This window comes from Peribacillus sp. N1 (genome assembly GCF_054600815.1).
Genome location: NZ_BAAHZO010000002.1, coordinates 42438 through 66622, shown reverse-complemented (window position 1 = coordinate 66622; position 24185 = coordinate 42438). Strand labels below are relative to the sequence as shown.

25 protein-coding genes are annotated in these 24185 nt (G+C 42.4%); 22 read left to right on the top strand and 3 right to left on the bottom strand.

What is annotated here, in order from left to right:
- The first annotated feature begins 147 nt into the window (after positions 1-147).
- Genes ACYP5M_RS08795 through ACYP5M_RS08760 form a run of 8 tightly spaced genes read left to right on the top strand, consistent with a single transcriptional unit; the run spans position 148 to position 5161 of the window.
- Positions 148-669: a YqeG family HAD IIIA-type phosphatase gene (locus ACYP5M_RS08795; RefSeq protein ID WP_101222627.1), complete on the top strand. Its 522-nt coding sequence runs from the start codon at positions 148-150 to the stop codon at positions 667-669.
- Positions 666-1775: a ribosome biogenesis GTPase YqeH gene (yqeH, locus tag ACYP5M_RS08790; protein WP_397315176.1), complete on the top strand. Its 1110-nt coding sequence runs from the start codon at positions 666-668 to the stop codon at positions 1773-1775. The genes ACYP5M_RS08795 and yqeH overlap by 4 nt, the downstream gene beginning before the upstream one ends.
- A gap of 20 nt (positions 1776-1795) precedes the next feature.
- The gene (aroE, locus tag ACYP5M_RS08785) at positions 1796-2638 is read left to right on the top strand and encodes a shikimate dehydrogenase (RefSeq protein WP_459734921.1); all 843 of its coding nucleotides are present in this window, start codon (positions 1796-1798) and stop codon (positions 2636-2638) included.
- On the top strand, positions 2632-2922 hold the full coding sequence (gene yhbY / locus ACYP5M_RS08780) for a ribosome assembly RNA-binding protein YhbY (RefSeq protein ID WP_230177040.1): 291 nt from the start codon (positions 2632-2634) through the stop codon (positions 2920-2922). The genes aroE and yhbY overlap by 7 nt, the downstream gene beginning before the upstream one ends.
- A gap of 11 nt (positions 2923-2933) precedes the next feature.
- Entirely contained in the window at positions 2934-3503 is a 570-nt protein-coding gene (locus tag ACYP5M_RS08775) for a nicotinate-nucleotide adenylyltransferase (RefSeq protein ID WP_101222624.1), read from the top strand.
- Positions 3493-4065 carry a bis(5'-nucleosyl)-tetraphosphatase (symmetrical) YqeK gene (gene yqeK, locus ACYP5M_RS08770; RefSeq protein WP_101222623.1) on the top strand — a complete coding sequence of 191 codons (573 nt, stop codon included), beginning with the start codon at positions 3493-3495 and terminating at the stop codon, positions 4063-4065. The genes ACYP5M_RS08775 and yqeK overlap by 11 nt, the downstream gene beginning before the upstream one ends.
- Positions 4065-4421 carry a ribosome silencing factor gene (gene rsfS, locus ACYP5M_RS08765; RefSeq protein WP_101222622.1) on the top strand — a complete coding sequence of 119 codons (357 nt, stop codon included), beginning with the start codon at positions 4065-4067 and terminating at the stop codon, positions 4419-4421. Before yqeK ends, rsfS begins: the two co-directional genes overlap by 1 nt.
- Positions 4418-5161 carry a class I SAM-dependent DNA methyltransferase gene (locus ACYP5M_RS08760; protein WP_459734920.1) on the top strand — a complete coding sequence of 248 codons (744 nt, stop codon included), beginning with the start codon at positions 4418-4420 and terminating at the stop codon, positions 5159-5161. The genes rsfS and ACYP5M_RS08760 overlap by 4 nt, the downstream gene beginning before the upstream one ends.
- Before the next feature lie 103 nt (positions 5162-5264).
- Here the strand turns inward: ACYP5M_RS08760 and comER are convergent, their stop codons facing one another.
- Positions 5265-6095 carry a late competence protein ComER gene (gene comER, locus ACYP5M_RS08755; RefSeq protein ID WP_286141410.1) on the bottom strand — a complete coding sequence of 277 codons (831 nt, stop codon included), beginning with the start codon at positions 6093-6095 and terminating at the stop codon, positions 5265-5267.
- Between the two features lie 111 nt (positions 6096-6206).
- On the opposite strand from comER, the gene ACYP5M_RS08750 reads away from it, so the two are divergent.
- The 3 genes from ACYP5M_RS08750 (at position 6207) to ACYP5M_RS08740 (ending at position 9806) form a co-directional block, all read left to right on the top strand.
- Positions 6207-6842 (top strand): helix-hairpin-helix domain-containing protein, encoded by a 636-nt coding sequence (locus ACYP5M_RS08750; RefSeq protein ID WP_459734919.1) that lies wholly within the window; start codon positions 6207-6209, stop codon positions 6840-6842.
- A gap of 78 nt (positions 6843-6920) precedes the next feature.
- Positions 6921-7481, top strand: a complete 561-nt coding sequence (locus ACYP5M_RS08745) for a ComE operon protein 2 (RefSeq protein ID WP_101223472.1) — start codon at positions 6921-6923, stop codon at positions 7479-7481.
- A gap of 18 nt (positions 7482-7499) precedes the next feature.
- Positions 7500-9806 carry a DNA internalization-related competence protein ComEC/Rec2 gene (locus ACYP5M_RS08740; RefSeq protein ID WP_459734918.1) on the top strand — a complete coding sequence of 769 codons (2307 nt, stop codon included), beginning with the start codon at positions 7500-7502 and terminating at the stop codon, positions 9804-9806.
- Positions 9807-9882: 76 nt separating this feature from the next.
- Here ACYP5M_RS08740 and ACYP5M_RS08735 read toward each other — a convergent pair whose 3' ends face one another.
- Positions 9883-10017: a YqzM family protein gene (locus ACYP5M_RS08735; RefSeq protein ID WP_081108861.1), complete on the bottom strand. Its 135-nt coding sequence runs from the start codon at positions 10015-10017 to the stop codon at positions 9883-9885.
- 343 nt (positions 10018-10360) lie between these two features.
- Between ACYP5M_RS08735 and holA the strand changes: the two genes are divergently transcribed.
- On the top strand, positions 10361-11374 hold the full coding sequence (holA, locus tag ACYP5M_RS08730) for a DNA polymerase III subunit delta (RefSeq protein WP_230177035.1): 1014 nt from the start codon (positions 10361-10363) through the stop codon (positions 11372-11374).
- A gap of 89 nt (positions 11375-11463) precedes the next feature.
- Here holA and rpsT read toward each other — a convergent pair whose 3' ends face one another.
- Positions 11464-11730, bottom strand: a complete 267-nt coding sequence (gene rpsT / locus ACYP5M_RS08725; RefSeq protein ID WP_034308554.1) for a 30S ribosomal protein S20 — start codon at positions 11728-11730, stop codon at positions 11464-11466.
- A gap of 274 nt (positions 11731-12004) precedes the next feature.
- On the opposite strand from rpsT, the gene gpr reads away from it, so the two are divergent.
- The 10 genes from gpr (at position 12005) to prmA (ending at position 24115) form a co-directional block, all read left to right on the top strand.
- Entirely contained in the window at positions 12005-13123 is a 1119-nt protein-coding gene (gene gpr, locus ACYP5M_RS08720; RefSeq protein WP_230177034.1) for a GPR endopeptidase, read from the top strand.
- A gap of 86 nt (positions 13124-13209) precedes the next feature.
- Positions 13210-14409 (top strand): stage II sporulation protein P, encoded by a 1200-nt coding sequence (gene spoIIP / locus ACYP5M_RS08715; RefSeq protein WP_101222616.1) that lies wholly within the window; start codon positions 13210-13212, stop codon positions 14407-14409.
- Between the two features lie 21 nt (positions 14410-14430).
- Complete coding sequence (locus ACYP5M_RS08710) at positions 14431-14754, top strand: YqxA family protein (RefSeq protein WP_053535740.1); 324 nt, start codon at positions 14431-14433, stop codon at positions 14752-14754.
- Positions 14755-14930: 176 nt separating this feature from the next.
- Positions 14931-16766 (top strand): translation elongation factor 4, encoded by a 1836-nt coding sequence (gene lepA / locus ACYP5M_RS08705; RefSeq protein ID WP_095389815.1) that lies wholly within the window; start codon positions 14931-14933, stop codon positions 16764-16766.
- A gap of 89 nt (positions 16767-16855) precedes the next feature.
- On the top strand, positions 16856-18007 hold the full coding sequence (gene hemW, locus ACYP5M_RS08700) for a radical SAM family heme chaperone HemW (protein WP_101222615.1): 1152 nt from the start codon (positions 16856-16858) through the stop codon (positions 18005-18007).
- Between the two features lie 124 nt (positions 18008-18131).
- On the top strand, positions 18132-19160 hold the full coding sequence (hrcA, locus tag ACYP5M_RS08695) for a heat-inducible transcriptional repressor HrcA (RefSeq protein WP_101222614.1): 1029 nt from the start codon (positions 18132-18134) through the stop codon (positions 19158-19160).
- A gap of 99 nt (positions 19161-19259) precedes the next feature.
- Complete coding sequence (grpE, locus tag ACYP5M_RS08690) at positions 19260-19850, top strand: nucleotide exchange factor GrpE (RefSeq protein WP_101222613.1); 591 nt, start codon at positions 19260-19262, stop codon at positions 19848-19850.
- A 36-nt stretch (positions 19851-19886) separates the two neighbouring features.
- Complete coding sequence (dnaK, locus tag ACYP5M_RS08685; protein ID WP_452444804.1) at positions 19887-21719, top strand: molecular chaperone DnaK; 1833 nt, start codon at positions 19887-19889, stop codon at positions 21717-21719.
- Positions 21720-22021: 302 nt separating this feature from the next.
- Complete coding sequence (dnaJ, locus tag ACYP5M_RS08680; protein ID WP_101222611.1) at positions 22022-23137, top strand: molecular chaperone DnaJ; 1116 nt, start codon at positions 22022-22024, stop codon at positions 23135-23137.
- Positions 23138-23173: 36 nt separating this feature from the next.
- Positions 23174-24115 carry a 50S ribosomal protein L11 methyltransferase gene (gene prmA, locus ACYP5M_RS08675; protein ID WP_101222610.1) on the top strand — a complete coding sequence of 314 codons (942 nt, stop codon included), beginning with the start codon at positions 23174-23176 and terminating at the stop codon, positions 24113-24115.
- The last annotated feature ends 70 nt before the right edge of the window (positions 24116-24185 follow it).

Below are 24185 nucleotides of genomic sequence, written 5' to 3'. Positions count from 1 at the left end.
TAATAAAAAATGCCTTTCCATATCTGAAAACATCCATTATGATGTTTCTTTACCGTCAGCCCTTCTTTCCTAATTTTTTTTGAAAGTGAGCTAAAAATTCGATATGATGGAAACGGTAAATTTTAATGAAAATATAGAGGTGTCAATATGCTTAAATTATTTTTGCCGAGTGAACATGTTAAAAGCATTTTTAATATAGATCCTCAAGAATTGAAAAAAAGAGGGATCAAGGGAGTCATTACCGATTTGGATAATACGCTCGTTGAATGGGACAGGCCAACTGCCACCCCCGATTTAATCAAATGGTTCGACAATTTGCGGGATCATGGGATTTTAGTGACGATCGTGTCCAATAATAATGAAAATCGAGTTCGAGCTTTTTCCGATCCGCTTCACATTCCGTTTATCTTCCAGGCCAGAAAACCGATGGTAAGAGCTTTCAATAAAGCCCGTAAGTCAATGGGATTGAAATTGGAAGAAACGGTGGTAATCGGCGATCAGCTATTGACGGATGTATTGGGAGGGAACAGAGGCGGGTTTCATACGATCTTAGTGCTCCCTGTAGCACAAACCGACGAATTCAGAACAAGGATCAATCGTTATTTTGAAAGAAAGATCATGGCGTTTTTTAAACGAAAAGGAATGATAGAATGGGAGGATCACAATTGAACAATCATCAAGAATTAGTGTGCATCGGCTGCGGTGTGAAGGTCCAGACTGAAGATCCGAAAGAGTTGGGCTATGCCCCTAAATCAGCCCTGGAAAAAGAAACGATCGTCTGTCAGCGCTGCTTTAAATTGAAACATTATAACGAAGTTCAGGATGTATCCTTAACAGACGATGACTTCTTGAAAATCTTGAATAAAGTAGGCGAAACCGACTCTTTAATCGTCAAAATCGTCGATATTTTTGATTTCAATGGAAGCTGGCTGCCTGGCCTTCATCGATTTGTAGGAAGAAATGATGTTCTTTTGATCGGAAATAAGGTCGATTTATTGCCTAAATCAGTAAAAACGAACAAGTTGATCAATTGGATGAAGCAATCGTCCAAGGAATTGGGTCTTAACCCGGTTGATGTCCTGCTTGTCAGTGCGGAAAAGGGAAAGCACATACTGGAAGCTGCTGATGCGATTGAGCGGTACCGCAAAGGTAAAGATGTCTATGTGGTTGGCTGTACGAATGTAGGTAAATCCACTTTCATCAACCGCCTTATAAAAGAATTGAGCGGTGAAGACGATATCATTACGACTTCCCACTTCCCAGGGACTACCTTGGATATGATCGAAATTCCTTTGGATGATGAACAGGCATTGATCGATACACCAGGAATCATTAATCATCATCAAATGGCTCACTATGTGGACAAACGGGACTTCAAGGTGATCATGCCGAAAAAGGAAATCAAGCCGAGAGTATACCAACTGAATGAAGGACAGACGCTATTTTTCGGAGGGTTGGCCCGACTGGACTATGTCTCAGGCGGAAGGCGTTCACTGACTTGCTACCTTTCGAATGAATTGAATATTCACCGTACGAAACTGGAAAATGCCGATGAATTGTATAAAAACCATGCCGGGGAATTATTGACGCCCCCACGGCCTGAACAAATCGAGGAGTTTCCGAAGCTGATTCCACATGAATTCTCCTTGAAAGATGGTAAAATGGATATTGTGTTTTCTGGTCTTGGCTGGGTGACGGTCAATGAGCCAGGAGCGAAAATCGTTGCACATGTTCCAAAGGGCGTCAATGTGATCGTTCGCAAATCATTAATCTAAATATAGGGGTCGTCTAGTCTATGAAAAAGATATATGGGGTAATGGGAGATCCAATTGCACATTCGATGTCACCGGACATTCATAATGATGCATTTGAAAAAGAAAATATAGAAGCGGTTTATCATCATTTTCATGTGACACCTGAGCGTTTGAACGATGCCGTAAAAGGCATGAAGGCCCTTGGTATAGAAGGGTTTAACATCACGATTCCTCATAAGACTTCAATCATCCCTTTCCTTGATGAAGTGGATGAGCTGGCCCTTGCAATCGGGGCTGTAAATACGGTTGTTAACAAAAATGGTCGGTTTATAGGGTATAATACAGACGGAAATGGATTTTTCAAATCTTTATGCGATGAAATATCAGGTGACATCAAGGCTAAAAAAACGTTAGTGATCGGAGCGGGCGGTGCTGCGCGTGCGATTTATTTTACCCTCGTGAAAGAAGGGGTAAAGCAAGTTGATATTGCAAACCGGACAAAGGAAAGGGCGGCCCAGCTTGTTTCTGATTGCCCATATGATAAAGTATCGAAGGCACTCTCGATTATCGAAGCGGAAGAAAGCTTATCACAATATGATTTAATCATCCAAACGACTTCTTCCGGAATGAGTCCTGAATTGGATCATTCTCCGTTAAAGGTCGACCAGCTTAAAACCGGTGCCATTGTCAGTGATATCATTTATAACCCTTTGCAAACCAAGCTGCTGCGTGAAGCGGGGGGAAAAGGGGCGGAAACACAAAATGGGCTAGGGATGTTCATCAACCAGGCCGCGCTCGCTTTTGAGATATGGACAGGCATTATGCCGGATACAGCAAGAATGACAGATATTGTCTTGAACAAACTAGGAGGTAACACATGTTAACAGGTAAACAGAAAAGATTTTTACGATCAAAGGCCCACCACCTCAATCCAATTTTTCAAGTTGGTAAAGGCGGCGTCAATGATAATCTCATCAAGCAAATTGGTGAGGCGCTTGAAGTACGTGAATTAATCAAGGTCAGCATCCTGCAAAACTGTGAAGAGGACCGTGATGATGTGGGTCGTTCTTTATCAAAGGGTGCACGGGCGGAATTGGTTCAGATTATCGGCAACACAATTGTGCTGTATAAAGAATCAAAAGAAAACAAACAACTTAAATTACCTTAAGGAACCTATCTATGAAAAAAATTGGAATTCTTGGCGGTACATTCAATCCTCCGCATATCGGGCATTTGATTATAGCGAATGAAGTGCTTGATGCCCTTGAGCTAGATGAAATCAGGTTCATGCCAAATCACGTTCCTCCACATAAGGAAAAATCGGAGGAAGTAACCGATATGGACAGGCTGGCTATGTTGGAAAACGCGATAGCCGGAAACCCATCTTTTTATATTGAGGGTATTGAAATAGAAAGAAAAGGCACATCTTATACGTATGACACGATAAAATTGCTGAAAGAGCTTGAGCCAACCAATGAGTTCTATTTCATAATTGGCGCAGATATGATTGAGTACTTACCGAATTGGCACCGTATCGACGAGCTGGTGCATATGGTCAATTTCGTCGGGGTGAAGCGCCCTGGATATGATGAAAAGACCGTATACCCAATAACGATGGTGAAAGTCCCTCAGATGTTCATTTCGTCTTCCATGATAAGAAGGAAGTTAAGAACGGGGAAAACCGTGAAATATTTAATAGCAGATCCAGTGGTGAAGTATATTAAAGGGAATGGTTTATATGAATCGTGAGGAAGCATTGGCACTGGTCAAAGAACAAATCACTGAGCGCAGGTACATTCATACCTTGGGTGTGGTCGAGTCAGCGGTTGAACTTGCTGAACGGTATGGTGCCGACGTCAAAAAAGCGGAACTGGCAGCCATTTTCCATGATTATGCAAAATTCCGTCCAAAAGAGGAAATGGAGCAAATTATAATCGCTGAAAAAATGGACCCGGCGTTACTTGAATACAATATGGAGCTATGGCACGCTCCTGTCGGGGCTTATCTGGTGAAAAAGGAAGCTGGCATTCAGGACGCTGAAATCTTGGATGCGATTGCCTATCACACGTCTGGCAGGGTTGGCATGAGCCTTTTGGATAAAGTCGTATACCTTGCCGACTATATTGAGCCGGGACGTTCTTTTCCCGGTGTCGACGAAGTCAGGCAGACAGCAAAGCAAAATTTGGATCATGCTGTCATCCAGGCGTTAAGGAATACAGTTGTTTTTTTAATGAAAAGAAATCAGGCAATTTACCCTGACACATTTAAGACATATAATGACTTGATCATGAATTTGAAGGAGAAGATGTAATGACTGAACGTGAACTTCTTGTAATTGCAGCAAAAGCGGCGGATGATAAAAGAGCGGAGGATATCGTGGCATTGAACATGCAAGGTATTTCCCTTGTAGCGGATTACTTTTTGATCTGCCACGGTAATTCTGAAAAACAAGTACAAGCAATAGCTCGTGAAATGAAGAGCAAAGCTGATGAATCAGGAATCAATGTAAAACGTCTTGAAGGTTTTGACGAGGCGAAATGGGTGCTTGTGGATCTTGGCGATGTAGTGGCCCATATTTTCCATAAAGATGAAAGAAACTACTATAATCTTGAACGTTTATGGGGAGATGCACCTTTTGAAGATCTAGAGAGTGAACTGACTACATGACTTATGAACGCTTTGCCTATGTATACGATGAATTGATGAAGGACGCACCTTATGAAAAATGGCTGATGATCCTTACGGCGAAGCTGGAACAGTATGGAATTGGTGGAAGGAAAGTCCTGGATTTAGCGTGTGGAACCGGGGAAATGACCGTTGAATTGGCGCAACACGGATTCGAAGTCACCGGCGTGGATTTATCTGATGAAATGCTTCTTGTTGCCAATGAAAAGGCGGTTAAGCTTGGATTATCTATTCCGTTTTTCCAGCAGAATATGGCAGAACTCGAGGGACTTGGCCAATTTGATTGTGTCACGATTTTTTGTGATTCGCTGAACTACCTTCGCGATGAGGAGGATATAGTCAAGACGTTCAGCCGGGTTCATGAGCATTTGAAGGATGGCGGATTATTCTTGTTTGATATCCATTCCATTTATAAAATGGAAGAAATCTTTCGCGATAATACGTTTGCTGTCAACGGTGAAGAAGTGTCCTATATATGGGACTGCTTCCCGGGTGAAGAACCATACAGTGTTGAGCATGATTTAAGTTTTTTCGTAAGGGACGATGAAAGCGGACTGTATGACCGTTTTGATGAGTTGCATTATCAACGGACCTATCCGGTTGAACAATATAAAAAGTGGTTGGAGCAAGCAGGTTTTACGGTTTCTGAAATTCTGGCGGATCTTGAAGAAGCACCGCTTGTAACGGAAACCGAAAGAATCTTGTTTGTAGCCAGTAAATAATAAAGAGGTCAAGAATCCCCGTTCGTACATCATCCTGTACGAGCGGAGGTCTGACCTCTTCTTTTTTTATTTTAAGAAGGAATTGAGATATAAATTACGAATATTAATAAGGATGGCCGAACTGCTTTTCAACTTCGTGAAGGTCCTCTGCAAACTTTTCGTGTGTCGCTTGAAAAAGATGATGGAACATTTCCCCTGTTTCAGCTTCTAAAACCTTGATCCCCTCACCCGTTATTCCACCCTTTACACAAACCTTTTCCTGCAAGGTCGGCAATGTATAAACCCCTTTACCAAGCAATTCCCCTAAGCCAACCAGCATATTCTCAGTCAAAGTCGTAGCCGTTTCTTTATCTATCTTCGTCGTTTGGCAGGCCGCATCAATAAAAGCTTGTGCTAAATAGCTGAAGAAGGCAGGTCCGCAGCTGACGATATCGGAAGCTACCCGGGTGATATCATTTTCAATGATGACCGGTGCCGATATGGCAGAGGCCAAATCATATAAAGCTGATACTTTCTCTTTACTGCAGCTCTTGCTGAAACTCAGTAACGATACCCCTGAACCGACACGGTTCGTTATGCTCGGTATAAAACGGGCACAGGGGGCATTCACTGCCGATTCCAGCTGGGAGACTGAAAGCGGGCTTGTGATGGAAATGACCAGCTGATCCCTTTTTATATGATGTTTGATGCCTTGTAATAGGCTGTTAATTTGTAATGGTTTTACACAGAGAAAGATAAAGTCGGCTTGTTGGGCGATTTCGGCTGCGGTTTCCGCAACCTTGATGCCAGGGTGTTTATCTTTCAGCACCAATGCCTTGGAAAGCGTGCGATTTGTAATGACTAGATCTGCCGGATTCAATATTTTTGCCTCCAGCCATGCCTCGATTAAAATGGTACCCATATTTCCGGTTCCGATAACACCGATTTTCTTCAATTCCGATCAACTCCTCTCACTTAAAGCGATTGATTCTCCTAAAAACACTATGTATTTTTAATCTGTCCTATGACAATGTATCGTGCGAAATCCAATAAGGAGGCAAAGAAAATGGATGAAATTTTAAAAAGGAAAATGACCAAGATTACCGTTGCGGTGGCATTTGTTGCAGCGGGCATTTACTTTTTTTTGCAACAAGGGGCGGATTCGGCGGATACGGAAGATATATTTTCCATTTCTGAAAAGGAAGCTGAAATCGAACAAAGTGAAAATGAAACGGCTGCCGAACCTGTAATCATTAAAGTGGACGTTAAAGGAGCGGTCAAGTCCCCAGGCATTTTTACTGCACAGGCAGGTGAACGGGTGATTGATTTAATTTCGGCTGCAGGCAGCTTTACGGACAAGGCCGATAAAAATAAAGTGAATTTTGCCCAAATCGTCGAAGACCAAATGGTCATTTATGTTCCGGAAATAGGTGAAGAAATCACGGGGGACTTGGAGAATATACAAGTCGGGTCGTCTGGTGATGCCGCCACTAAGGGGGCGTCAGGAGGACTGGTGAACTTGAATACAGCTACACAGGAAGATTTGGAAACCTTGACGGGTATTGGACCATCCAAAGCGAATGCGATCCTGGAATACAGGGAAACGGTTGGGAAATTCAATGAAGTCGATGAATTGAAGAAGGTAACGGGAATCGGTGATAAAACGTTTGAAAGGTTACGGGATTCCATTTCGGTGAAATGAATGATTGAATATGCTACACAAATGGACAGGAAGAGGGTAAAATTGAAGAAAATCATTCTAGTGGTAAGGGGATACAACATGAACAGAATTAGTTGGGATCAATATTTCATGGCGCAAAGCCATTTATTAGCCTTAAGAAGCACATGTACACGCCTCACTGTAGGGGCGACCATCGTAAGGGACAACAGAATCATTGCGGGGGGATATAATGGGTCCATTGCTGGAGGGACGCATTGTATTGATGACGGCTGCTATGTAATTGATAATCATTGTGTCAGAACGATACATGCAGAAATGAATGCACTTTTACAATGTGCCAAATTTGGGGTGCCTACTGATGGGGCGGAAATATATGTGACGCATTTTCCGTGTCTTCAGTGCTGTAAATCACTCATCCAAGCTGGCATCAAGGCTGTTTATTATGCGGAAGATTACAAAAATCATCCATATGCCCTGGAATTATTTAAACAGGCTGGTGTCAAGACCGAGAAGGTTGAAGCAAAAGGGGCCATCGATGTTAATGGAAAACAAAAAAAGGACTTTGTATTCTCATTGTTAGCTCAACTTGAACGAACAGGCATGGGAAAAGAAGCTGTATCGGAGCTGGAAAAGCAGGCCAATCAGATATTTGAAAATTAAATAGGACGGGGGGCAGGCATGGCTCGACACCTTATCTTATTAGCCGTTTCGGCCACATTTGGTGTTACGGCCCATTCTTTTTTTAATGTAAGGCTGCTGATCATCATCCTTATTTTTCTCTGTTTACTTTACTTTTTGGTGGGATTAAGTGTGAAGGCCCTTAGTTTTCATTTGGTTATCATGGGGATGTTTTTAGGGGCCGCCTCCTTCACCGATCACCGCAACAAAACTGCCTATAATGGAACGGAAAGCCAATTTATCATTACATTTACGGATCAACCGAATATAGATGGAAATTCTTTAAAAGGATTCGTTTCCAGTGAGAAAGGCGAACGGTTAGTGCTTCGTTATAAAATCAACACTGAACTGGAACAGGAAAAGCTGGGTCGTTTTCTGCGAATCGGTTTATCATGTCCGGCCGAAGGGACATTGCAAATTCCCGACAAAAACAGAAATGAAAACAGTTTCGATTATCAGCGTTATCTTTTGCGTCAAGGCACCCATTGGATTTTCAAAGCGGATTCCATTTCATTTCAGGAATGTAAAGTCGTTGGAAATCCGATTCTTGTTTCGATACGTAATTTGCGCCTAAAGGGGATTACGTATATTAGAGAACACTTTCCAGAAGAATCGAGCGGTTTTGTCACTGCTCTAATTTTCGGCGACCAGACATATATAGATGAAGGCGACCTTACTAATTATCAGCGGCTCGGTCTGGTTCATTTACTGGCTATTTCCGGTCTTCATGTCAGTTTTTTAACGGGGCTGTTATTTTACTTCGGCATCAGGGTGGGGATTACACGGGAAAGAATGATGATGGCAATCTTAATCTTCCTTCCGGTTTACATGTTACTTTCAGGTGCCAGTCCATCAGTGGTGAGATCCTGTTTAATGGCTATGCTTTTCTTTCTACTTCTGCTATTCAAGAAGCGGATCTCGGCGGGTGCCGCAATCGGATCGGCTTATATGGCACTTTTGTTTTTTCGGCCTAATATGCTCTATGATATAGGTTTTCAGCTTTCATTCGCGGTCACTTTCTCCATTATCATGTCTTCAAGCATTTTCTTGCAATACCCGAAGAAAACAACGCAGCTATTCATCGTCAGTTCCATCTGCCAATTGGCAGCCCTTCCGATTTTGCTTTTTCACTTTTATGAAGCATCCATTCTTGGTGTGTTTCTGAACGTATTGTATGTTCCGCTTTATTCCATCATATTGCTGCCATTTTCACTGATTTCCCTCTTCACCCATCTATTACTGCCTTCCTTGGGGCAACCCCTCATCTCATTATTGAATTATACCTTCATACTCTGCAATAAAACTGCGGAGGGTGCATCGGATTTGCCGCTTGCCTCCATTCCGTTTGGAAAACCACCTTTCATCATGATGTTATTACTTGTTATTTCACTTTTAGGATTATACCTGACTTGGGAAGTATCCTTTGAAAAAAGTAAAATATGGTGCGTAATAATAATTGTCCTTTTACTTTTGCAATATAACTTACAAAGGTTGTCGCCTTTTGGTGAAGTGCAGATCATCGACATTGGGCAAGGTGACTCCATTTTAATTATCCTGCCTTTCAATCGCGGTAACTATTTGATTGATACAGGAGGGCAAATTACATTTCCAATCGACATGTGGGCAAAAAAGCGAAAGAAGTTCAACACTGCGGATGATATCATAATTCCATTATTGAAAAGTAAGGGAATCCACCAATTGGACAAGCTGATTTTAACTCATCCGGACGCAGATCATATGGGAAGTGCAAAAGAATTAATAGAAAATTTTAAAGTTGGGGAGATCATAATTGGAGGCTGGAGTGAAGAGCAATACAGGGATATGGATTTTGTGACTGTGGCAAGAGATAAACAAATGAAAATGACTGTCCTGAAAAGGGGGGACCATTGGGTGGCGGGAGGAGCGCCGTTTGCTGTGCTAAGTCCATATGAGAAAGAAGAAAATAAGAATGATTCATCCATAGTTCTATTCACGGAGCTTGGGGGATTGTCATGGTTATTGACTGGCGATATGGGAGAAGAAGGGGAAAGTGAACTTTTGAGAACATTTCCGCAGTTGCAGGCGGATATCTTGAAGGTCGGTCACCATGGCAGTAAAACTTCTTCTTCCACGCCCTTCCTTGAACAGCTGCAGCCGAAAGCGGCGCTTATTTCAGTTGGAAAAGATAATGGCTACGGTCACCCTCATCGAGACGTAATTGGGAATCTGGAGAGAAATGGCATTAAGGTGTTCAGGACCGACGAGGATGGTTCTATTATTTACAAGTATTACAAAAGCAGTGGAACCTTTCGGAAGACTCTCCCATAGTATGTAGAAAATCAAAAAGAAAGAGACTGCAGCAGCAGCCTCCATCAGGAAAAATAAGTGCATGTAGTAAATGAAATCAGGATCCGACAGCTTTAATGACGACAGCTATGGTGAACATGGCAGCGAAAAATACAAAAGAACCGATGAATCCCATAGCGGAATCAGCGACGTCATCTGTCTTTGATTGAACATTCTTTTCGAATTCGTTCATTGTTTACCCCTCCTATTTCTGCTAATAGTATAAAACATTACCAAAAAAAAATCTACAGGCTTCATTCCTTCATTTCCTTTACTGACAAGAGTTGTCACAAATAGTTTGGGATTTTGAGGTCAAAATAACAGTACAAACAAAGCAAGCGAAAAAGAAAAGCTCAATTTTTGTTCTACATGAATACTCTACCCGCTTTCAAGGGAGATTACCCGGGCCTTTCTTGAAAGTGTTCATATAGATCCGGAATTAGCCCTTTTATAGGGCTAGTTCCCTTTATAGCTTGTCAAATGGTCCATCCACCTATACCATTAGAGAAGAATACATAGTAAAGAGGCGGATTCTATTGGTATTAGATGTTTGGAAAAGTATAAAAAAAGGGCAATTCGCTCCGGTATACTTGTTATATGGGTCGGAAGCCTATCTAATTAATGAAACGAAGCAGCTATTGATCGAGAATGTCCTTCACGAGGATGAGATGGATTTTAACTTTTCTCAATTTGATTTAGAAGAGACGCCTGTTGAAACTGCACTTGAAGATGTTGAAACCCTCCCGTTTATTGGGGAAAGGCGTCTTGTTTTCATGCAAAACCCATTTTTTTTGACAGCTGAAAAAACGAAATCAAGAGTTGAACATAATGTGAAAAGACTGGAAGCGTATTTAGCTGACCCGGTTCCTTATTCTATTGTCGTATTGACCGCACCTTATGAGAAACTGGATGAACGGAAAAAAATCACCAAGGAACTGAAGCGTAAGGCGGTTCTTGTTGAAGCGAAGAAGCTTGGTGATCATGAGTTAAAAGGATGGGTGAAGGAGAGGGTCGAAGCTTCTTCAGTCCAAATAGATGAGCAGGCTACAGAGCTTTTACTTGAACTTGCAGGAACGAATCTGATGATGCTTACGAATGAATTGGATAAAATGGTGCTTTATGCAGAAGCTGATAAACACATTACGGTCGAGGTAGTGGAAAAGCTGGTTGCTAAATCCCTTGAACAGAATATCTTTACGCTTGTCGATCATGTGTTACAGCGAAAGATGGAGAGTGCGATGACGATACTGCACGATCTACTCAGGCAGAATGAAGAGCCGATCAAAATCTTGAGCGTCATGGCGGGTCAGGTAAGGCTCATGTATCAAGTGAAGGAGCTTTCCCGCCAGGGCTATAGCCAGCAAAAAATTGCAGGTCAATTGAAGGTGCACCCTTACAGGGTAAAGCTGGCACTTGAAAAGACGGGGAGATTCCAGGAACGCGAGCTGTTGAGTATCATTAACGACTTAGCGGAAGCGGATTATAAAATGAAGACCGGCCAAGCCGATAAGGCAATCACGCTTGAGCTGCTGCTTTTAAAAATTAGATGATAAAAAGGTGGCAGGTATCCTGTCACCTTTTTTATGCAAAAAAACGGCACAAAAAAAACGATCCGGTTGGATCGTTTAATTTTTTGTCATTATGCGTTAAGAGCGTTAAGTCTTTTCGCTAAACGAGATTTTTTACGGGCTGCCGCATTTTTATGGATTAATCCTTTAGATGCAGCTTTGTCTAATTTCACAGCAGCTGTTAAAAGAGCTTCTTTAGCAGCTTCAACGTTTTCACCAGCTAATGCAACTTCAGCGTTTTTCACTGTAGTACGCATAGTTGATCTAACAGTAATGTTATGAACGCGTTTTTTGTCGTTGATTTTTACACGTTTAATAGCAGATTTAATGTTTGGCATTCCGTTCACCTCCTACAAAGAAATCGAGATTATATGAACTCGACTTTTCAAATCCATATCAAATAGCACAAGTGATATTCTATCAGACTGCCCATAAATATGCAATACTTCAGATTGAGAATCGAAAAGGAATTATAATTTCGGGAATAAATTCATCTCGTCATCACTCATTGTACCAAAAAAATGAATAATAAAAAAGCAAAAACGACAGAATGTTTAAGAGAGACTATTGAAAATACTAGATTAGATTCAATTCAAACATCAGGAGGCCGTTATGGAAAATAATTTGGACCTTAGTGAATACGGAATTCGTACAGATTTGGCGATTGAAGCAAAGGAAATTGCCCTTGAACATAAAGGTGTTGTAGAGGAAGTGGATGTATCCCGTATCGAAGGGGTCATTATTAAAGAAAAAGATGTGGATGATCTGAAGGTATCCTTAGTCGAGGTTACGGCTGAGGGTGAAAAAGAAATCGGGAAGAAGCAGGGCAGCTATTTGACCATCGAAGTGCAGGGGATCCGCCAGCAGGATACGGATACGCAGCAACGGGTGGAAAAGGTGTTCGCCAATGAACTGGCTTCCTTTTTGAAACGGAATAAAATCACCAAAGAAAGCAGTTGTTTGGTTGTCGGTCTTGGTAATTGGAATGTTACTCCCGATGCTCTCGGGCCTGCAGTCGTTGAGAACCTTGTGGTCACAAGACATTTGTTCGAATTGCAGCCGGAGTCCGTCAAGGAAGGCTATCGGCCGGTAAGTGCGATTTCCCCCGGGGTGATGGGGATTACGGGAATCGAGACGAGTGACATCATAAAAGGAGTCATCGAAAAAAGTAATCCTGATTTCCTGATCGTCGTAGACGCATTGGCTGCCCGTTCGATCGATCGAGTGAATTCGACGATTCAAATAACGGATACAGGCATCCATCCTGGGTCTGGTGTTGGGAATAAACGAAAAGAATTGAGCCAGGCTACATTGGGTGTTCCTGTTATAGCGATTGGTATACCTACCGTCGTGGATGCCGTATCAATTGCCAGCGATACGATAGATTATATTTTGAAGCACTTTGGCAAGGAACTGAATGAAGGGGACAGACCATCACGTTCGCTGGCGCCCGCTGGATTCAGTTTTGGAAAGCGCACAAAGCTGACAGAAGAGGATATGCCAGGTGAAAAGGAGCGCCAAACCTTCTTGGGAATGATAGGTGTCCTCCCTGATGAAGAGAAACGGAAATTGATTTATGAGGTACTGTCACCGCTTGGTCAAAATTTAATGGTTACACCGAAAGAAGTCGATGTTTTCATTGAGGATATGGCCAATTTAATAGCCAATGGGTTAAATGCAGCCTTGCATCATTCAATAAATCAAGATAATACCGGCTACTACACCCGTTAAATCATTTTTAGTGCCCAAAAATGGTGTTCTACCCTTTCTAGCAAAGTCATAGGTATTAATAGACAAGCTATAGAGAGGGTGGAAGGATGAAAAGAAGAAATTCCCCAGGAATCATAACAGCCGTTCACGGATCAACAATAATAAAAACTTTTCTAGGTATTCTCGCCTTGCTTCTTTTTGTTTTTTCAGTCAGTGGGGTCATGACTTCCCTAAGACCGGAGTATCGGATATCTTCTAATTCCGTACATACTGTAGCCAACCAATTCTCGGGGAAAATGCTGTTCTCGATGCTGGCCAATGAAAACCATTATCTTTTTAATGCCCTGCCGGAAGGTAAGCAGGAATCGATGATCACGAATCAATTGATAAAAGTTTCGACCAACATTTCGCTGGAGGACCCGCGGAGCTTACTTGGCAGGGAACTTCCTGGCTTTTCGATTTTTGATAATGAGATCCTCGTTGCCGGGGAAGGAACGAATTATACGAATATGCCATACGAATCCTCGCCGCCAGTGGACGTCCTGAATGAAGAAAGGGATGCATCCCTGCAAAACCTGGATGAGATTGAAGAACCGGAAAAAGGAGTGGCCGATCAGCCGAAACAAACGACAAATGGACGGAAAGTGGTCGAGATATACCATAGCCATAACCGGGAGTCATATCTTCCATATTTAAAAGGAGTGACTAACCCGGATCTAGCCTATCATTCGAAAATCAATATTACGAAACTCGGGGAACGGATGGTTGAAGATATGGCTGATAAGGGGATAGGCTCCTCGCTCGATAAAACGGATATCATGGGAAATCTGAATAATAAAGGATTGAATTATGCCAGATCCTATCAAGAGTCACGAAAATCCGTCCAGACGGCATTGGCCAATAACAAAGATTTAGAATATATCATTGATATCCATCGTGATTCTAAACGAAAAAAACATACGACCATTAACATTAACGGTAAAGATTATGCCAAGATTGCCTTCGTGGTCGGGGGCAATAACCCGAACTTCGAAAAAAATGCAGCGCTTGCCAATAAGCTTCATAAAGCTTTGGAGAAAAAATACCCTGGCATTTCACGAGGGGTTATGAAACAAGGCGGAGCGGGACATAATGGAGTATACAATCAGGATTTGTCAGGCAATGCCATGCTCTTGGAAATTGGCGGTGTTGATAATACTTTCGAGGAAATGTACTTGACCGTTGATGCCTTTACCGAGGTTTTCAGTGAATTTTACTGGGATGCCAAAGCAGTGGATAACCCGACCGGGGATTCGGAAGCGCAGTAATTTGAAAGGAGTTCTCTTATCATGGTTCGATTTTGGTTGAAATGTACAGGGATTGTGCTCGTATTATTTTTAGGTGTTCTAATCGGGATGCAGCAAGCGAACGACGGGATGAAAAAAATGAAGGGGTATGAAGATCCCTCTTTGAATAGTGCATTCATTATTAACCAATCGGACCAAGGGGAGATGGAAGCGGATATCCTTGGCGAAAAAGTAACCAGTCATGATTTGGAGACGAAAAAAGAAAAGCTTGAAGAAATGAAGGCCTTCAACTTTTTCTCATCGATCGGCAAAACGCTTGGAGAGACCATATCAGGGGCCTTTCAAGCACTTATTGATATGATTTAGGTATGAAGTAAGTTGAGTGTGCCCTGCCAAAAGGCTGCATCCGAATCCGGAATGCAGCCTTTTTTTATCCGATGCCCTGCAATGAGGCTTCTTTTGTAACTATTCTGTTGAATCTTGCATTTTCTATTGATATAATAAAAAATAGTGTATTGTGTCGACAAGTGGGAGTGAACGTCATGAATAGAGAAGAAAAATTAAAAAGACAATCAAAAATTCGTAACTTTTCCATCATCGCTCATATTGATCATGGTAAATCTACATTGGCGGATCGTATCATTGAAAAAACGAACGCCATGACTCAGCGTGAAATGAAGAGTCAGCTGTTGGATTCCATGGATTTAGAGCGTGAGCGTGGAATTACGATTAAATTGAATGCGATTCAATTGAAATATAACGCGAAAGATGGAGAAGAATATATCTTCCATCTTATTGATACACCGGGACATGTCGATTTTACGTATGAAGTGTCACGAAGCCTTGCAGCTTGTGAAGGAGCTGTCCTTGTTGTCGATGCGGCACAGGGTATTGAGGCCCAAACGCTTGCAAACGTTTATTTAGCATTGGACAACAACCTGGAAATCATTCCGGTCATCAATAAAATCGATTTGCCGAGTGCAGATCCGGAACGTGTGCGTGGAGAAATCGAGGAAGTGATCGGGTTGGATGCTTCCGATGCAGTCTTGGCTTCTGCTAAGGCGGGAATCGGAATCGAGGAGATTCTGGAACAGGTCGTTGAATTGGTTCCAGCTCCACAAGGTGATCCGGATGCTCCTTTCAAGGCGCTTATTTTCGATTCACTATTTGATGCGTACCGAGGTGTAGTTGCCTATATCCGTGTTGTTGAGGGTTCCATTAAAGTGGGCGATAAAATCAAAATGATGTCCACTGGCAAGGAATTCGATGTTACCGAATTGGGTGTCTTCAACCCTAAAACCCAGCTGTTGGATGAACTGAACGTAGGTGATGTAGGTTTCCTTACGGCAGCCATTAAAAACGTTGGTGATACGACTGTTGGTGACACGATTACAAGTGCCGTGAACAGTGCGACAGAACCATTGCCGGGTTACAGGAAGATGAACCCGATGGTATATTGCGGCCTATACCCAATTGACGCATCGAAATTCAATGATTTAAGGGATGCATTGGAGAAATTGGAATTGAACGATTCAGCGCTGCAGTTCGAGGCGGAATCATCACAAGCATTGGGCTTCGGTTTCCGTTGCGGATTCCTTGGACTCCTTCATATGGAAATTATCCAGGAACGGATTGAACGTGAATTCAAAATCGACCTGATCACCACTGCACCGAGTGTTATTTATGATGTGGTCCAAACGGACGGAACGGTCCTGAAAGTGGATAACCCGTCTAATATGCCTGATGCTCAAAAGATCGAACGGGTCGAGGAGCCATATGTCAAAGCGACGATGATGGCGCCGACGGAGTTTGTCGGGGCGATCATGGAAATTTGTCAAAATAAACGCGGAAACTTCATTGATATGGAATATATCGATGAGACCCGTGTAAGCATTCACTACGAAATACCATTATCGGAAATCGTGTATGATTTCTTCGATCAATTGAAATCCAATACAAGAGGCTATGCTTCATTCGATTATGAGCTGATCGGCTATAAACCGTCCAAGCTTGTGAAAATGGATATCTTGCTGAATGCTGAAACTGTCGATGCTTTAAGTTTCATCGTTCATAAGGACTTTGCTTATGAGCGCGGTAAAGTCATCGTTGAAAAATTGAAGAAATTGATTCCAAGACAACAATTTGAAGTGCCGATCCAAGCAGCAATCGGGCAAAAAATCATCGCCCGTTCTTCAATTAGTGCAATGCGCAAAAACGTATTGGCTAAATGTTACGGCGGCGATATTTCCCGTAAACGTAAGTTGCTCGAAAAACAGAAAGAAGGTAAAAAGCGGATGAAACAGGTAGGTTCCGTTGAAGTGCCGCAAGAAGCTTTCATGGCTGTTTTGAAAATGGATGATACGACACCAAAGAAATAAATAAAATAAACGATAGATAGTAAAAAGAGGGTAGAGGAAATCTAGCCTCTTTTTCTATCGACTCATTCGATTAAAAGGTTGTGAACACAATGATTAAAAGCGCCTACCTCCATATACCATTTTGTGAACATATTTGTCACTATTGTGATTTCAATAAAGTATTTTTGCAGGGACAGCCGGTCGAAGAATATTTACAGATGATGAAAAGGGAAATGGTGATGCAGCTTTCCAAATACCCGACTGCCGGTTTGGATACGGTTTTCGTCGGTGGAGGGACACCGACCTCTCTTGATGAAAAGCAGCTTGCATTCTTATGTGAAGCGATCAATGAAACCCTGCCCTTTGATCCCAAAAAGGCTGAATATACATTCGAAGCCAATCCAGGGGACCTTTCTAGGGAAAAACTGAAGATACTTTATGACTCAGGGGTCAATAGACTTAGCTTTGGAGTGCAAAGCTTCAATGATGAATTGTTAAAACGAATAGGCCGGACTCACCGGGCTCTAGAAGTATATGAAACGATTCATTTGGCTCAAGAGGTTGGCTTTACGAATATCAGCATCGACTTGATATATGGATTGCCGGGCCAAACGATGGAAGATTTCAAGGATACGCTGGATAAAGCGATTGCCCTTCAATTGCCGCACTATTCCAGCTACTCATTGATCGTTGAGCCGAAGACTGTTTTTTATAACCAGATGCGAAGGGGTAAATTGAACCTGCCGCCTCAGGAGCTCGAGGCTTCGATGTATGAGAAACTGATGGAAGAGATGGAGAAGCATGGTCTGCATCAATATGAAATCAGTAATTTTGCCCGAACTGGGTTTGAAAGCAGGCATAACCTGACATATTGGGATAATGTGGAGTATTATGGGATTGGTGCCGGTGCACATGGCTATACTGGAGGTAAAAGGGTTGCCAATCATGGACCTGTGAAGAAATATATCACGCCATTGCTGGCGAACGAACTGCCTGTATTGGAAGAGCACCCAGTACCGCTTCATGAACGGATGGAAGAGGAGATGTTTTTGGGGCTCCGGAAAACGGAAGGAGTTTCATTGGAAATCTTCAAGAATAAATTTTTTGTTGAAATGACGGAGATTTTCAGGAAACCGCTCGAAGAAGGATCGGCAAAGGGTCTGCTTAAGGTGGAAGGCGGGTTCGTGCGCTTGACTGAGCAGGGCAAACTGCTTGGAAATGAAGTGTTCCAATCATTTTTGGGCGTTATTGATTCCGACTGAAGGAAACTCAAGTTATTTTAACGGTGAATTAGCGGTTTTCATTGTTGACATCATAAGCTTCATTTGATAATTTATTAGTATATTAGCACTCGATGAGACAGAGTGCTAACAGAGGTGATCATACATGCTAACTGATCGTCAATTATTGATTCTACAAGTGATAATCGAGGATTTCATCCATTCTGCCCAGCCAGTCGGGTCACGAAGCTTGTCGAAGAAAGATGAAATTACGTTCAGCTCTGCCACAATTCGCAACGAAATGTCCGATCTTGAAGAAATGGGATTTTTAGAAAAAACCCATACCTCTTCCGGTAGGATCCCTTCTGAAAAAGGGTATAGATATTATGTGGATCATTTACTTTCTCCTCAAGCTCCGAAAAAGAATGAAGTGAAGATATTAAAATCCGTTTTTGTAGAACGAATTTATGAATTGGAAAAGATCGTACAGAAGTCAGCGAAAATACTTTCGGAACTGACGAATTATACGGCGATTGTACTGGGGCCAAAAGTGAATGAGCATAAGCTGAAAAAAATCCAGATCATTCCTTTAAGTCCTGAAACGGCAATAGCCATCATCATTACAGATACAGGTCATGTGGAAAATCGAATGATTTCCTTACCGCCTTCTTTTGATATAAACGAAATCGAGAAGATGGTGAACATATTGAATTCCCGTTTGGTCGATGTTCCGCTAGTTGATCTAAAGGATAAGATCTATAAGGAAGTGGCAGTTCTATTGAGCCGCCACATTCATAACTATGGATCGATGGTCTCGACCCTTGCGGAGACCCTGACGGACACAAAGCCCGAAAAAATATTTTTTGGCGGGAAAACGAATATGCTGAGGCAGCCGGAGTTCCATGATATTGCTAAAGTAAGTACGCTTTTATCGATGATTGAGCAGGAACAGGGATTTTATGAACTAATTACTCAAAATCCATCGGGCATCCACGTCAAGATCGGCCGTGAAAATCAAAACACAGTGCTCGATGACTGCAGTTTGATTACGGCGACCTACTCAATCGGGCAGGAGCAAGTTGGCACATTGGCCATATTGGGTCCAACGAGAATGGAATATTCGAGAGTGATCAGTTTGCTTTCGTTCTTCTCGAAAGATTTAACGGCCCTGATGACAAAACTGTATCAAAAATAGTAGCAAAGGTAATATTGTTAAGGTGGCGGAGAAGCATATTCCGCGGCCTGGCATATTACTTTAGCATAAATTGTATAACCCTTTTAGGGAGGTGAGATTGTGACAGAAAATAAAAACGAAGAACAAACATTGGAAAATGAAACAATCGAGGAAAGTTCTGCAGAAGCAGTTTTCGCTGAAGAAGAAATTCCAGCGGAAGAAAACCAAGGTCCGGTTGAAAAAGATGAACTTCAATTGGCTCATGAAAAGATTGCTGAACTTGAGGCGAAAATCGAGGAAATGGATAACCGTTATCTTCGTCTGCAGGCCGATTTTGATAATTCAAGACGCCGTGCCAAGCTTGATATGGAGGCGGCTCAAAAATATAGAGTTCAAAGCATTGCTAGTGATTTAGTGGAGGCTCTTGATAATTTTGAAAGAGCTACAAAAATCGAAGCGGAAAATGAACAGACGAAATCCTTGCTATCAGGCATGGAAATGGTCTATAAAGCGATTACTGATGCATTGTCTAAAGAAGGCATCGAACCGATCAGTTCGGTTGGCGAAGAGTTCGATCCGCGTTTGCATCAAGCGGTCATGCAAGTTCAGGATGAAAACTTCGGTTCGAACATCGTCGTCGAGGAATTCCAAAAAGGATACCTTCTTAAAGACCGTGTGATTCGACCTGCAATGGTAAAAGTGAACGAATAGATTTTTACATATAAATAATTGGGAGGTAGTGAAACTATGAGCAAGATTATTGGTATTGACTTAGGTACAACAAACTCTTGTGTATCTGTACTTGAAGGCGGGGAACCAAAAGTAATCCCGAATCCAGAAGGAAACCGTACAACTCCATCCGTAGTGGCATTCAAAAATGGAGAAAGGCAAGTAGGGGAAGTGGCAAAACGCCAAGCGATTACAAACCCTAATACGATCATCTCCATTAAACGCCATATGGGTACTGACCATAAAGAAGTAATTGAAGGAAAAGAATACTCACCTCAAGAAGTTTCTGCAATCATCCTTCAATACTTGAAATCATACGCTGAAGAGTATCTTGGCGAAAAAGTGACTAAAGCGGTTATCACTGTACCTGCTTACTTCAATGATGCAGAACGCCAAGCAACTAAGGATGCTGGGCAAATTGCAGGCCTTGAAGTGGAACGTATCATCAACGAACCGACAGCTGCAGCACTTGCATACGGTTTGGATAAAACGGAAGAAGATCAAACGATCCTTGTATTCGACCTTGGCGGCGGTACATTTGACGTGTCGATCATGGAACTTGGAGATGGCGTTTTCGAAGTTAAGTCCACAGCTGGTGACAACCGTCTAGGTGGGGATGATTTCGACCAAGTCATCATTGATTACCTGGTTGAAGCATTCAAGAAAGAAAACGGAATCGACCTTTCAAAAGATAAAATGGCGGTTCAACGTTTGAAAGATGCAGCTGAAAAAGCGAAAAAAGATCTTTCCGGCGTAACGTCAACTCAAATTTCTTTACCATTCATCACTGCTGGAGAAGCTGGCCCGCTTCACTTGGACGTAACAATGACTAGAGCTAAATTCGATGAGCTTTCTACAGGTCTTGTGGAACGCACTATGGGACCAACACGTCAAGCATTGAAAGATGCTGGTCTTTCAGCATCTGAAATCGACAAAGTAATCCTTGTTGGTGGATCTACACGTATTCCTGCGGTTGTTGAAGCAATCAAAAAGGAAATCGGTCAAGAACCAAGCAAAGGTGTAAACCCTGATGAAGTGGTGGCAATGGGTGCAGCAATTCAAGGTGGCGTATTAACAGGGGATGTTAAAGACGTTGTCCTTCTTGATGTAACTCCACTTTCACTTGGAATTGAAACGATGGGCGGAGTATTCACGAAACTGATTGACCGTAATACTACGATTCCGACAAGTAAATCACAAGTGTTCTCGACAGCGGCTGATAATCAAACGGCAGTTGATATCCATGTCCTTCAAGGTGAGCGTCCAATGTCTGCGGATAACAAAACTCTTGGCCGTTTCCAATTGAGTGACATTCCACCGGCACCGCGTGGAGTTCCGCAAGTTGAAGTGACATTCGATATTGATAAAAACGGTATCGTGAACGTTCGTGCGAAAGATCTTGGCACGAACAAAGAACAAGCGATCACTATCAAATCGTCTTCAGGACTTTCTGATGAAGAGATCGAACGCATGGTACGTGAAGCAGAAGAAAATGCCGATAGCGATAAACAACGTAAAGAAGAAGTTGAACTTCGTAATGAAGCTGATCAATTAGTTTTCCAAACGGAAAAAACGCTGAAAGATCTAGAAGGTAAAGTGGACGAAGCGGAAGTAACAAAAGCGAATGAAGCGAAGGATGAACTGAAAGCTGCAATCGAGAAAAATGAGCTTGAAGAAATCCGCGTGAAAAAAGATGCGCTTAACGAAATCGTTCAAGCTTTGACAATGAAGCTTTATGAAGAAGCGGCAAAAGCTCAGCAAGCTGGAGAAGCCGGTGCTGGCGAAACAGCTCAAGACGATAATGTGGTTGATGCTGAATACACTGAAGTTAACGAAGAAGAGAAAAAATAAAAAGTGGCCCAATCGGGGCACTGAAATATTGGGCAGTTAGTTTCTGCCTGCTATTGTAAAAAAGTCAAAGTCAGGTTATCTTGACTTTGGCTTTTTTTACAATGGATGGAATCATTGTCAGGAAGTGTTTCAATCGCTGGTGGGGAATCATGGGATTTTAGAGAAAAAGATGTGCAAATCGGGGCTGGCAGTACCAATTACAAAAATGTGTCAACGCCGTTTGTACTTTTCTAGTTGATTATTATCTTCGTTCAGTGATAATATTACCTTTATGTGAATCGAATCGGGAGTGGATTTTAGATATGAGTAAACGCGATTATTATGAGGTGTTAGGCCTTTCGAAAAGTGCTTCGAAGGATGAAATCAAAAAAGCGTATCGAAAGCTCTCCAAACAATATCACCCTGATATTAATAAAGCGGACGATGCTGCGGATAAATTCAAGGAAATCAAGGAAGCTTACGAAGTATTGAGTGACGAACAGAAAAAGGCCCATTATGACCAATTCGGACATACAGATCCCAATCAAGGCTTTGGCGGTCAGGACTTTGGCGGTTTCGGCGGTTTTGAAGATATTTTCAGTAGCTTCTTTGGCGGCGGCGGTCGCAGGAGAGATCCTAATGCACCGCGTCAAGGGGCGGACCTACAGTATACGATGACGCTTTCTTTTGAAGAGGCTGCATTCGGAAAAGAAACTGAGATTGAAATTCCGCGTGAAGAGAATTGTGATACATGTAAAGGATCCGGTGCCAAACCTGGTACAAAAGTGGAAAACTGTTCACATTGTCATGGAACCGGTCAATTGAATGTTGAACAAAACACAGCGTTCGGAAGGATTGTGAACCGGAGAGCATGTCACCATTGTCAAGGTACAGGAAAAATCATTCCTAATAAATGTTCAACATGCGGCGGCGACGGAAAAGTCCAAAAACGTAAAAAAATCCAAGTCAAGGTGCCAGCAGGAATTGATGATGGCCAGCAGTTGCGTGTAACCGGCCAAGGAGAGCCAGGAATAAATGGCGGTCCGGCGGGAGACCTGTATGTAGTCTTCCATGTACGCAGCCATGAATTCTTTGAGCGGGATGGCGATGATATTTATTGTGAAATGCCGGTTACGTTTGCCCAGGCAGCATTGGGTGATGAAATAGAAGTTCCGACGCTGCATGGAAAAGTGAAGCTGAAGATTCCAGCAGGTACACAAACAAGCACTCGTTTCCGTTTAAAAGGCAAAGGTGTTCCGAATGTAAGAGGGTATGGCCAAGGAGATCAGCATGTGGTCGTATTAGTGGTCACCCCTAAGAAATTAACGGAAAAACAAAAGGACTTGCTTCGTGAGTTTAGTGATATCAGCGGACAAGGCGTAGATGAACAAGATGATGGCTTTTTCTCAAAAGTAAAGCGTGCTTTTAAAGATAGGTGAATAAAAGTAAAAGAACAAATTGGGAGTTGGTAGATTATGAAGTGGTCTGAATTTGCAATCCAAACAACGAATGAAGCGGTTGAACCTGTTTCGAATATTCTTCATGAGGCAGGTGCGAGCGGTGTTGTCATTGAGGATCCTCTAGAATTAGTCAAGGAACGTGAAAATGTTTTTGGCGAAATCTACCACTTAAACCCAGATGATTATCCGGATGAAGGTGTAGTCATTAAGGCTTATCTGCCCGTTAACAGCTTTCTTAACGATACCGTTGATGCTATTAAGGAATCAATCAATAATCTCCTTCTTTTTGATATAGACCTTGGGAAAAATGTTGTTTCAATTAGTGAAGTGAATGAGGAAGAGTGGGCGACGGCTTGGAAAAAATATTATAACCCCGTCAAGATATCCGAACGTTTTACCATCGTGCCAACATGGGAAGACTACACTCCAGTTAGCAGTGACGAATTGATCATTGAACTTGATCCAGGCATGGCTTTCGGAACGGGTACACACCCGACGACGGTCATGTGCATCCAAGCGCTGGAGCGTACAGTACAGCCTGGGGATTTAGTCGTTGATGTAGGAACGGGTTCTGGTGTTCTAAGCATTGCAGCTGCATTATTGGACGCAAAACGAATCCAGTCCCTTGATTTGGATGAAGTGGCAGTACAGTCAGCCATACAAAACGTGGAAATAAATAACGTGCAGGATAAAGTGTCCGTTTCACAAGGCAATTTGCTGGACGGTGTGAATGAACAAGCGGATATCGTCGTGGCTAATATTCTTGCCGAGGTGATCATGCGTTTTACGGATGATGTAGCGAAAGTCGTTAAACCTGGCGGACATTTCATCGCTTCCGGAATCATTCAAACTAAGAAACAAGATGTGAAGGATGCGATTATTGCATCTGGTTTCACCATTGAGGAAACGATCTTGATGGAAGATTGGGTGGCAATAATCGCGAAAAGAAATGATTAATTGAAAAAGTTACTCTGATTATCGGGTATTTTGATAGTCAGAGTACCTTTTTTTAGCTTGAATCTTTGCA

Coding starts and splice junctions, on each gene's coding strand:
- ACYP5M_RS08795 (WP_101222627.1), top strand. CDS start 148: ATGCTTAAATTATTTTTGCCGAGTGAACATGTTAAAAGCATTTTTAAT.
- aroE (WP_459734921.1), top strand. CDS start 1,796: ATGAAAAAGATATATGGGGTAATGGGAGATCCAATTGCACATTCGATG.
- yhbY (WP_230177040.1), top strand. CDS start 2,632: ATGTTAACAGGTAAACAGAAAAGATTTTTACGATCAAAGGCCCACCAC.
- ACYP5M_RS08775 (WP_101222624.1), top strand. CDS start 2,934: ATGAAAAAAATTGGAATTCTTGGCGGTACATTCAATCCTCCGCATATC.
- yqeK (WP_101222623.1), top strand. CDS start 3,493: ATGAATCGTGAGGAAGCATTGGCACTGGTCAAAGAACAAATCACTGAG.
- rsfS (WP_101222622.1), top strand. CDS start 4,065: ATGACTGAACGTGAACTTCTTGTAATTGCAGCAAAAGCGGCGGATGAT.
- ACYP5M_RS08760 (WP_459734920.1), top strand. CDS start 4,418: ATGACTTATGAACGCTTTGCCTATGTATACGATGAATTGATGAAGGAC.
- ACYP5M_RS08750 (WP_459734919.1), top strand. CDS start 6,207: ATGGATGAAATTTTAAAAAGGAAAATGACCAAGATTACCGTTGCGGTG.
- ACYP5M_RS08745 (WP_101223472.1), top strand. CDS start 6,921: ATGAACAGAATTAGTTGGGATCAATATTTCATGGCGCAAAGCCATTTA.
- ACYP5M_RS08740 (WP_459734918.1), top strand. CDS start 7,500: ATGGCTCGACACCTTATCTTATTAGCCGTTTCGGCCACATTTGGTGTT.
- ACYP5M_RS08735 (WP_081108861.1), bottom strand. CDS start 10,017: ATGAACGAATTCGAAAAGAATGTTCAATCAAAGACAGATGACGTCGCT.
- rpsT (WP_034308554.1), bottom strand. CDS start 11,730: ATGCCAAACATTAAATCTGCTATTAAACGTGTAAAAATCAACGACAAA.
- gpr (WP_230177034.1), top strand. CDS start 12,005: ATGGAAAATAATTTGGACCTTAGTGAATACGGAATTCGTACAGATTTG.
- spoIIP (WP_101222616.1), top strand. CDS start 13,210: ATGAAAAGAAGAAATTCCCCAGGAATCATAACAGCCGTTCACGGATCA.
- ACYP5M_RS08710 (WP_053535740.1), top strand. CDS start 14,431: ATGGTTCGATTTTGGTTGAAATGTACAGGGATTGTGCTCGTATTATTT.
- lepA (WP_095389815.1), top strand. CDS start 14,931: ATGAATAGAGAAGAAAAATTAAAAAGACAATCAAAAATTCGTAACTTT.
- hemW (WP_101222615.1), top strand. CDS start 16,856: ATGATTAAAAGCGCCTACCTCCATATACCATTTTGTGAACATATTTGT.
- hrcA (WP_101222614.1), top strand. CDS start 18,132: ATGCTAACTGATCGTCAATTATTGATTCTACAAGTGATAATCGAGGAT.
- dnaK (WP_452444804.1), top strand. CDS start 19,887: ATGAGCAAGATTATTGGTATTGACTTAGGTACAACAAACTCTTGTGTA.
- dnaJ (WP_101222611.1), top strand. CDS start 22,022: ATGAGTAAACGCGATTATTATGAGGTGTTAGGCCTTTCGAAAAGTGCT.
- prmA (WP_101222610.1), top strand. CDS start 23,174: ATGAAGTGGTCTGAATTTGCAATCCAAACAACGAATGAAGCGGTTGAA.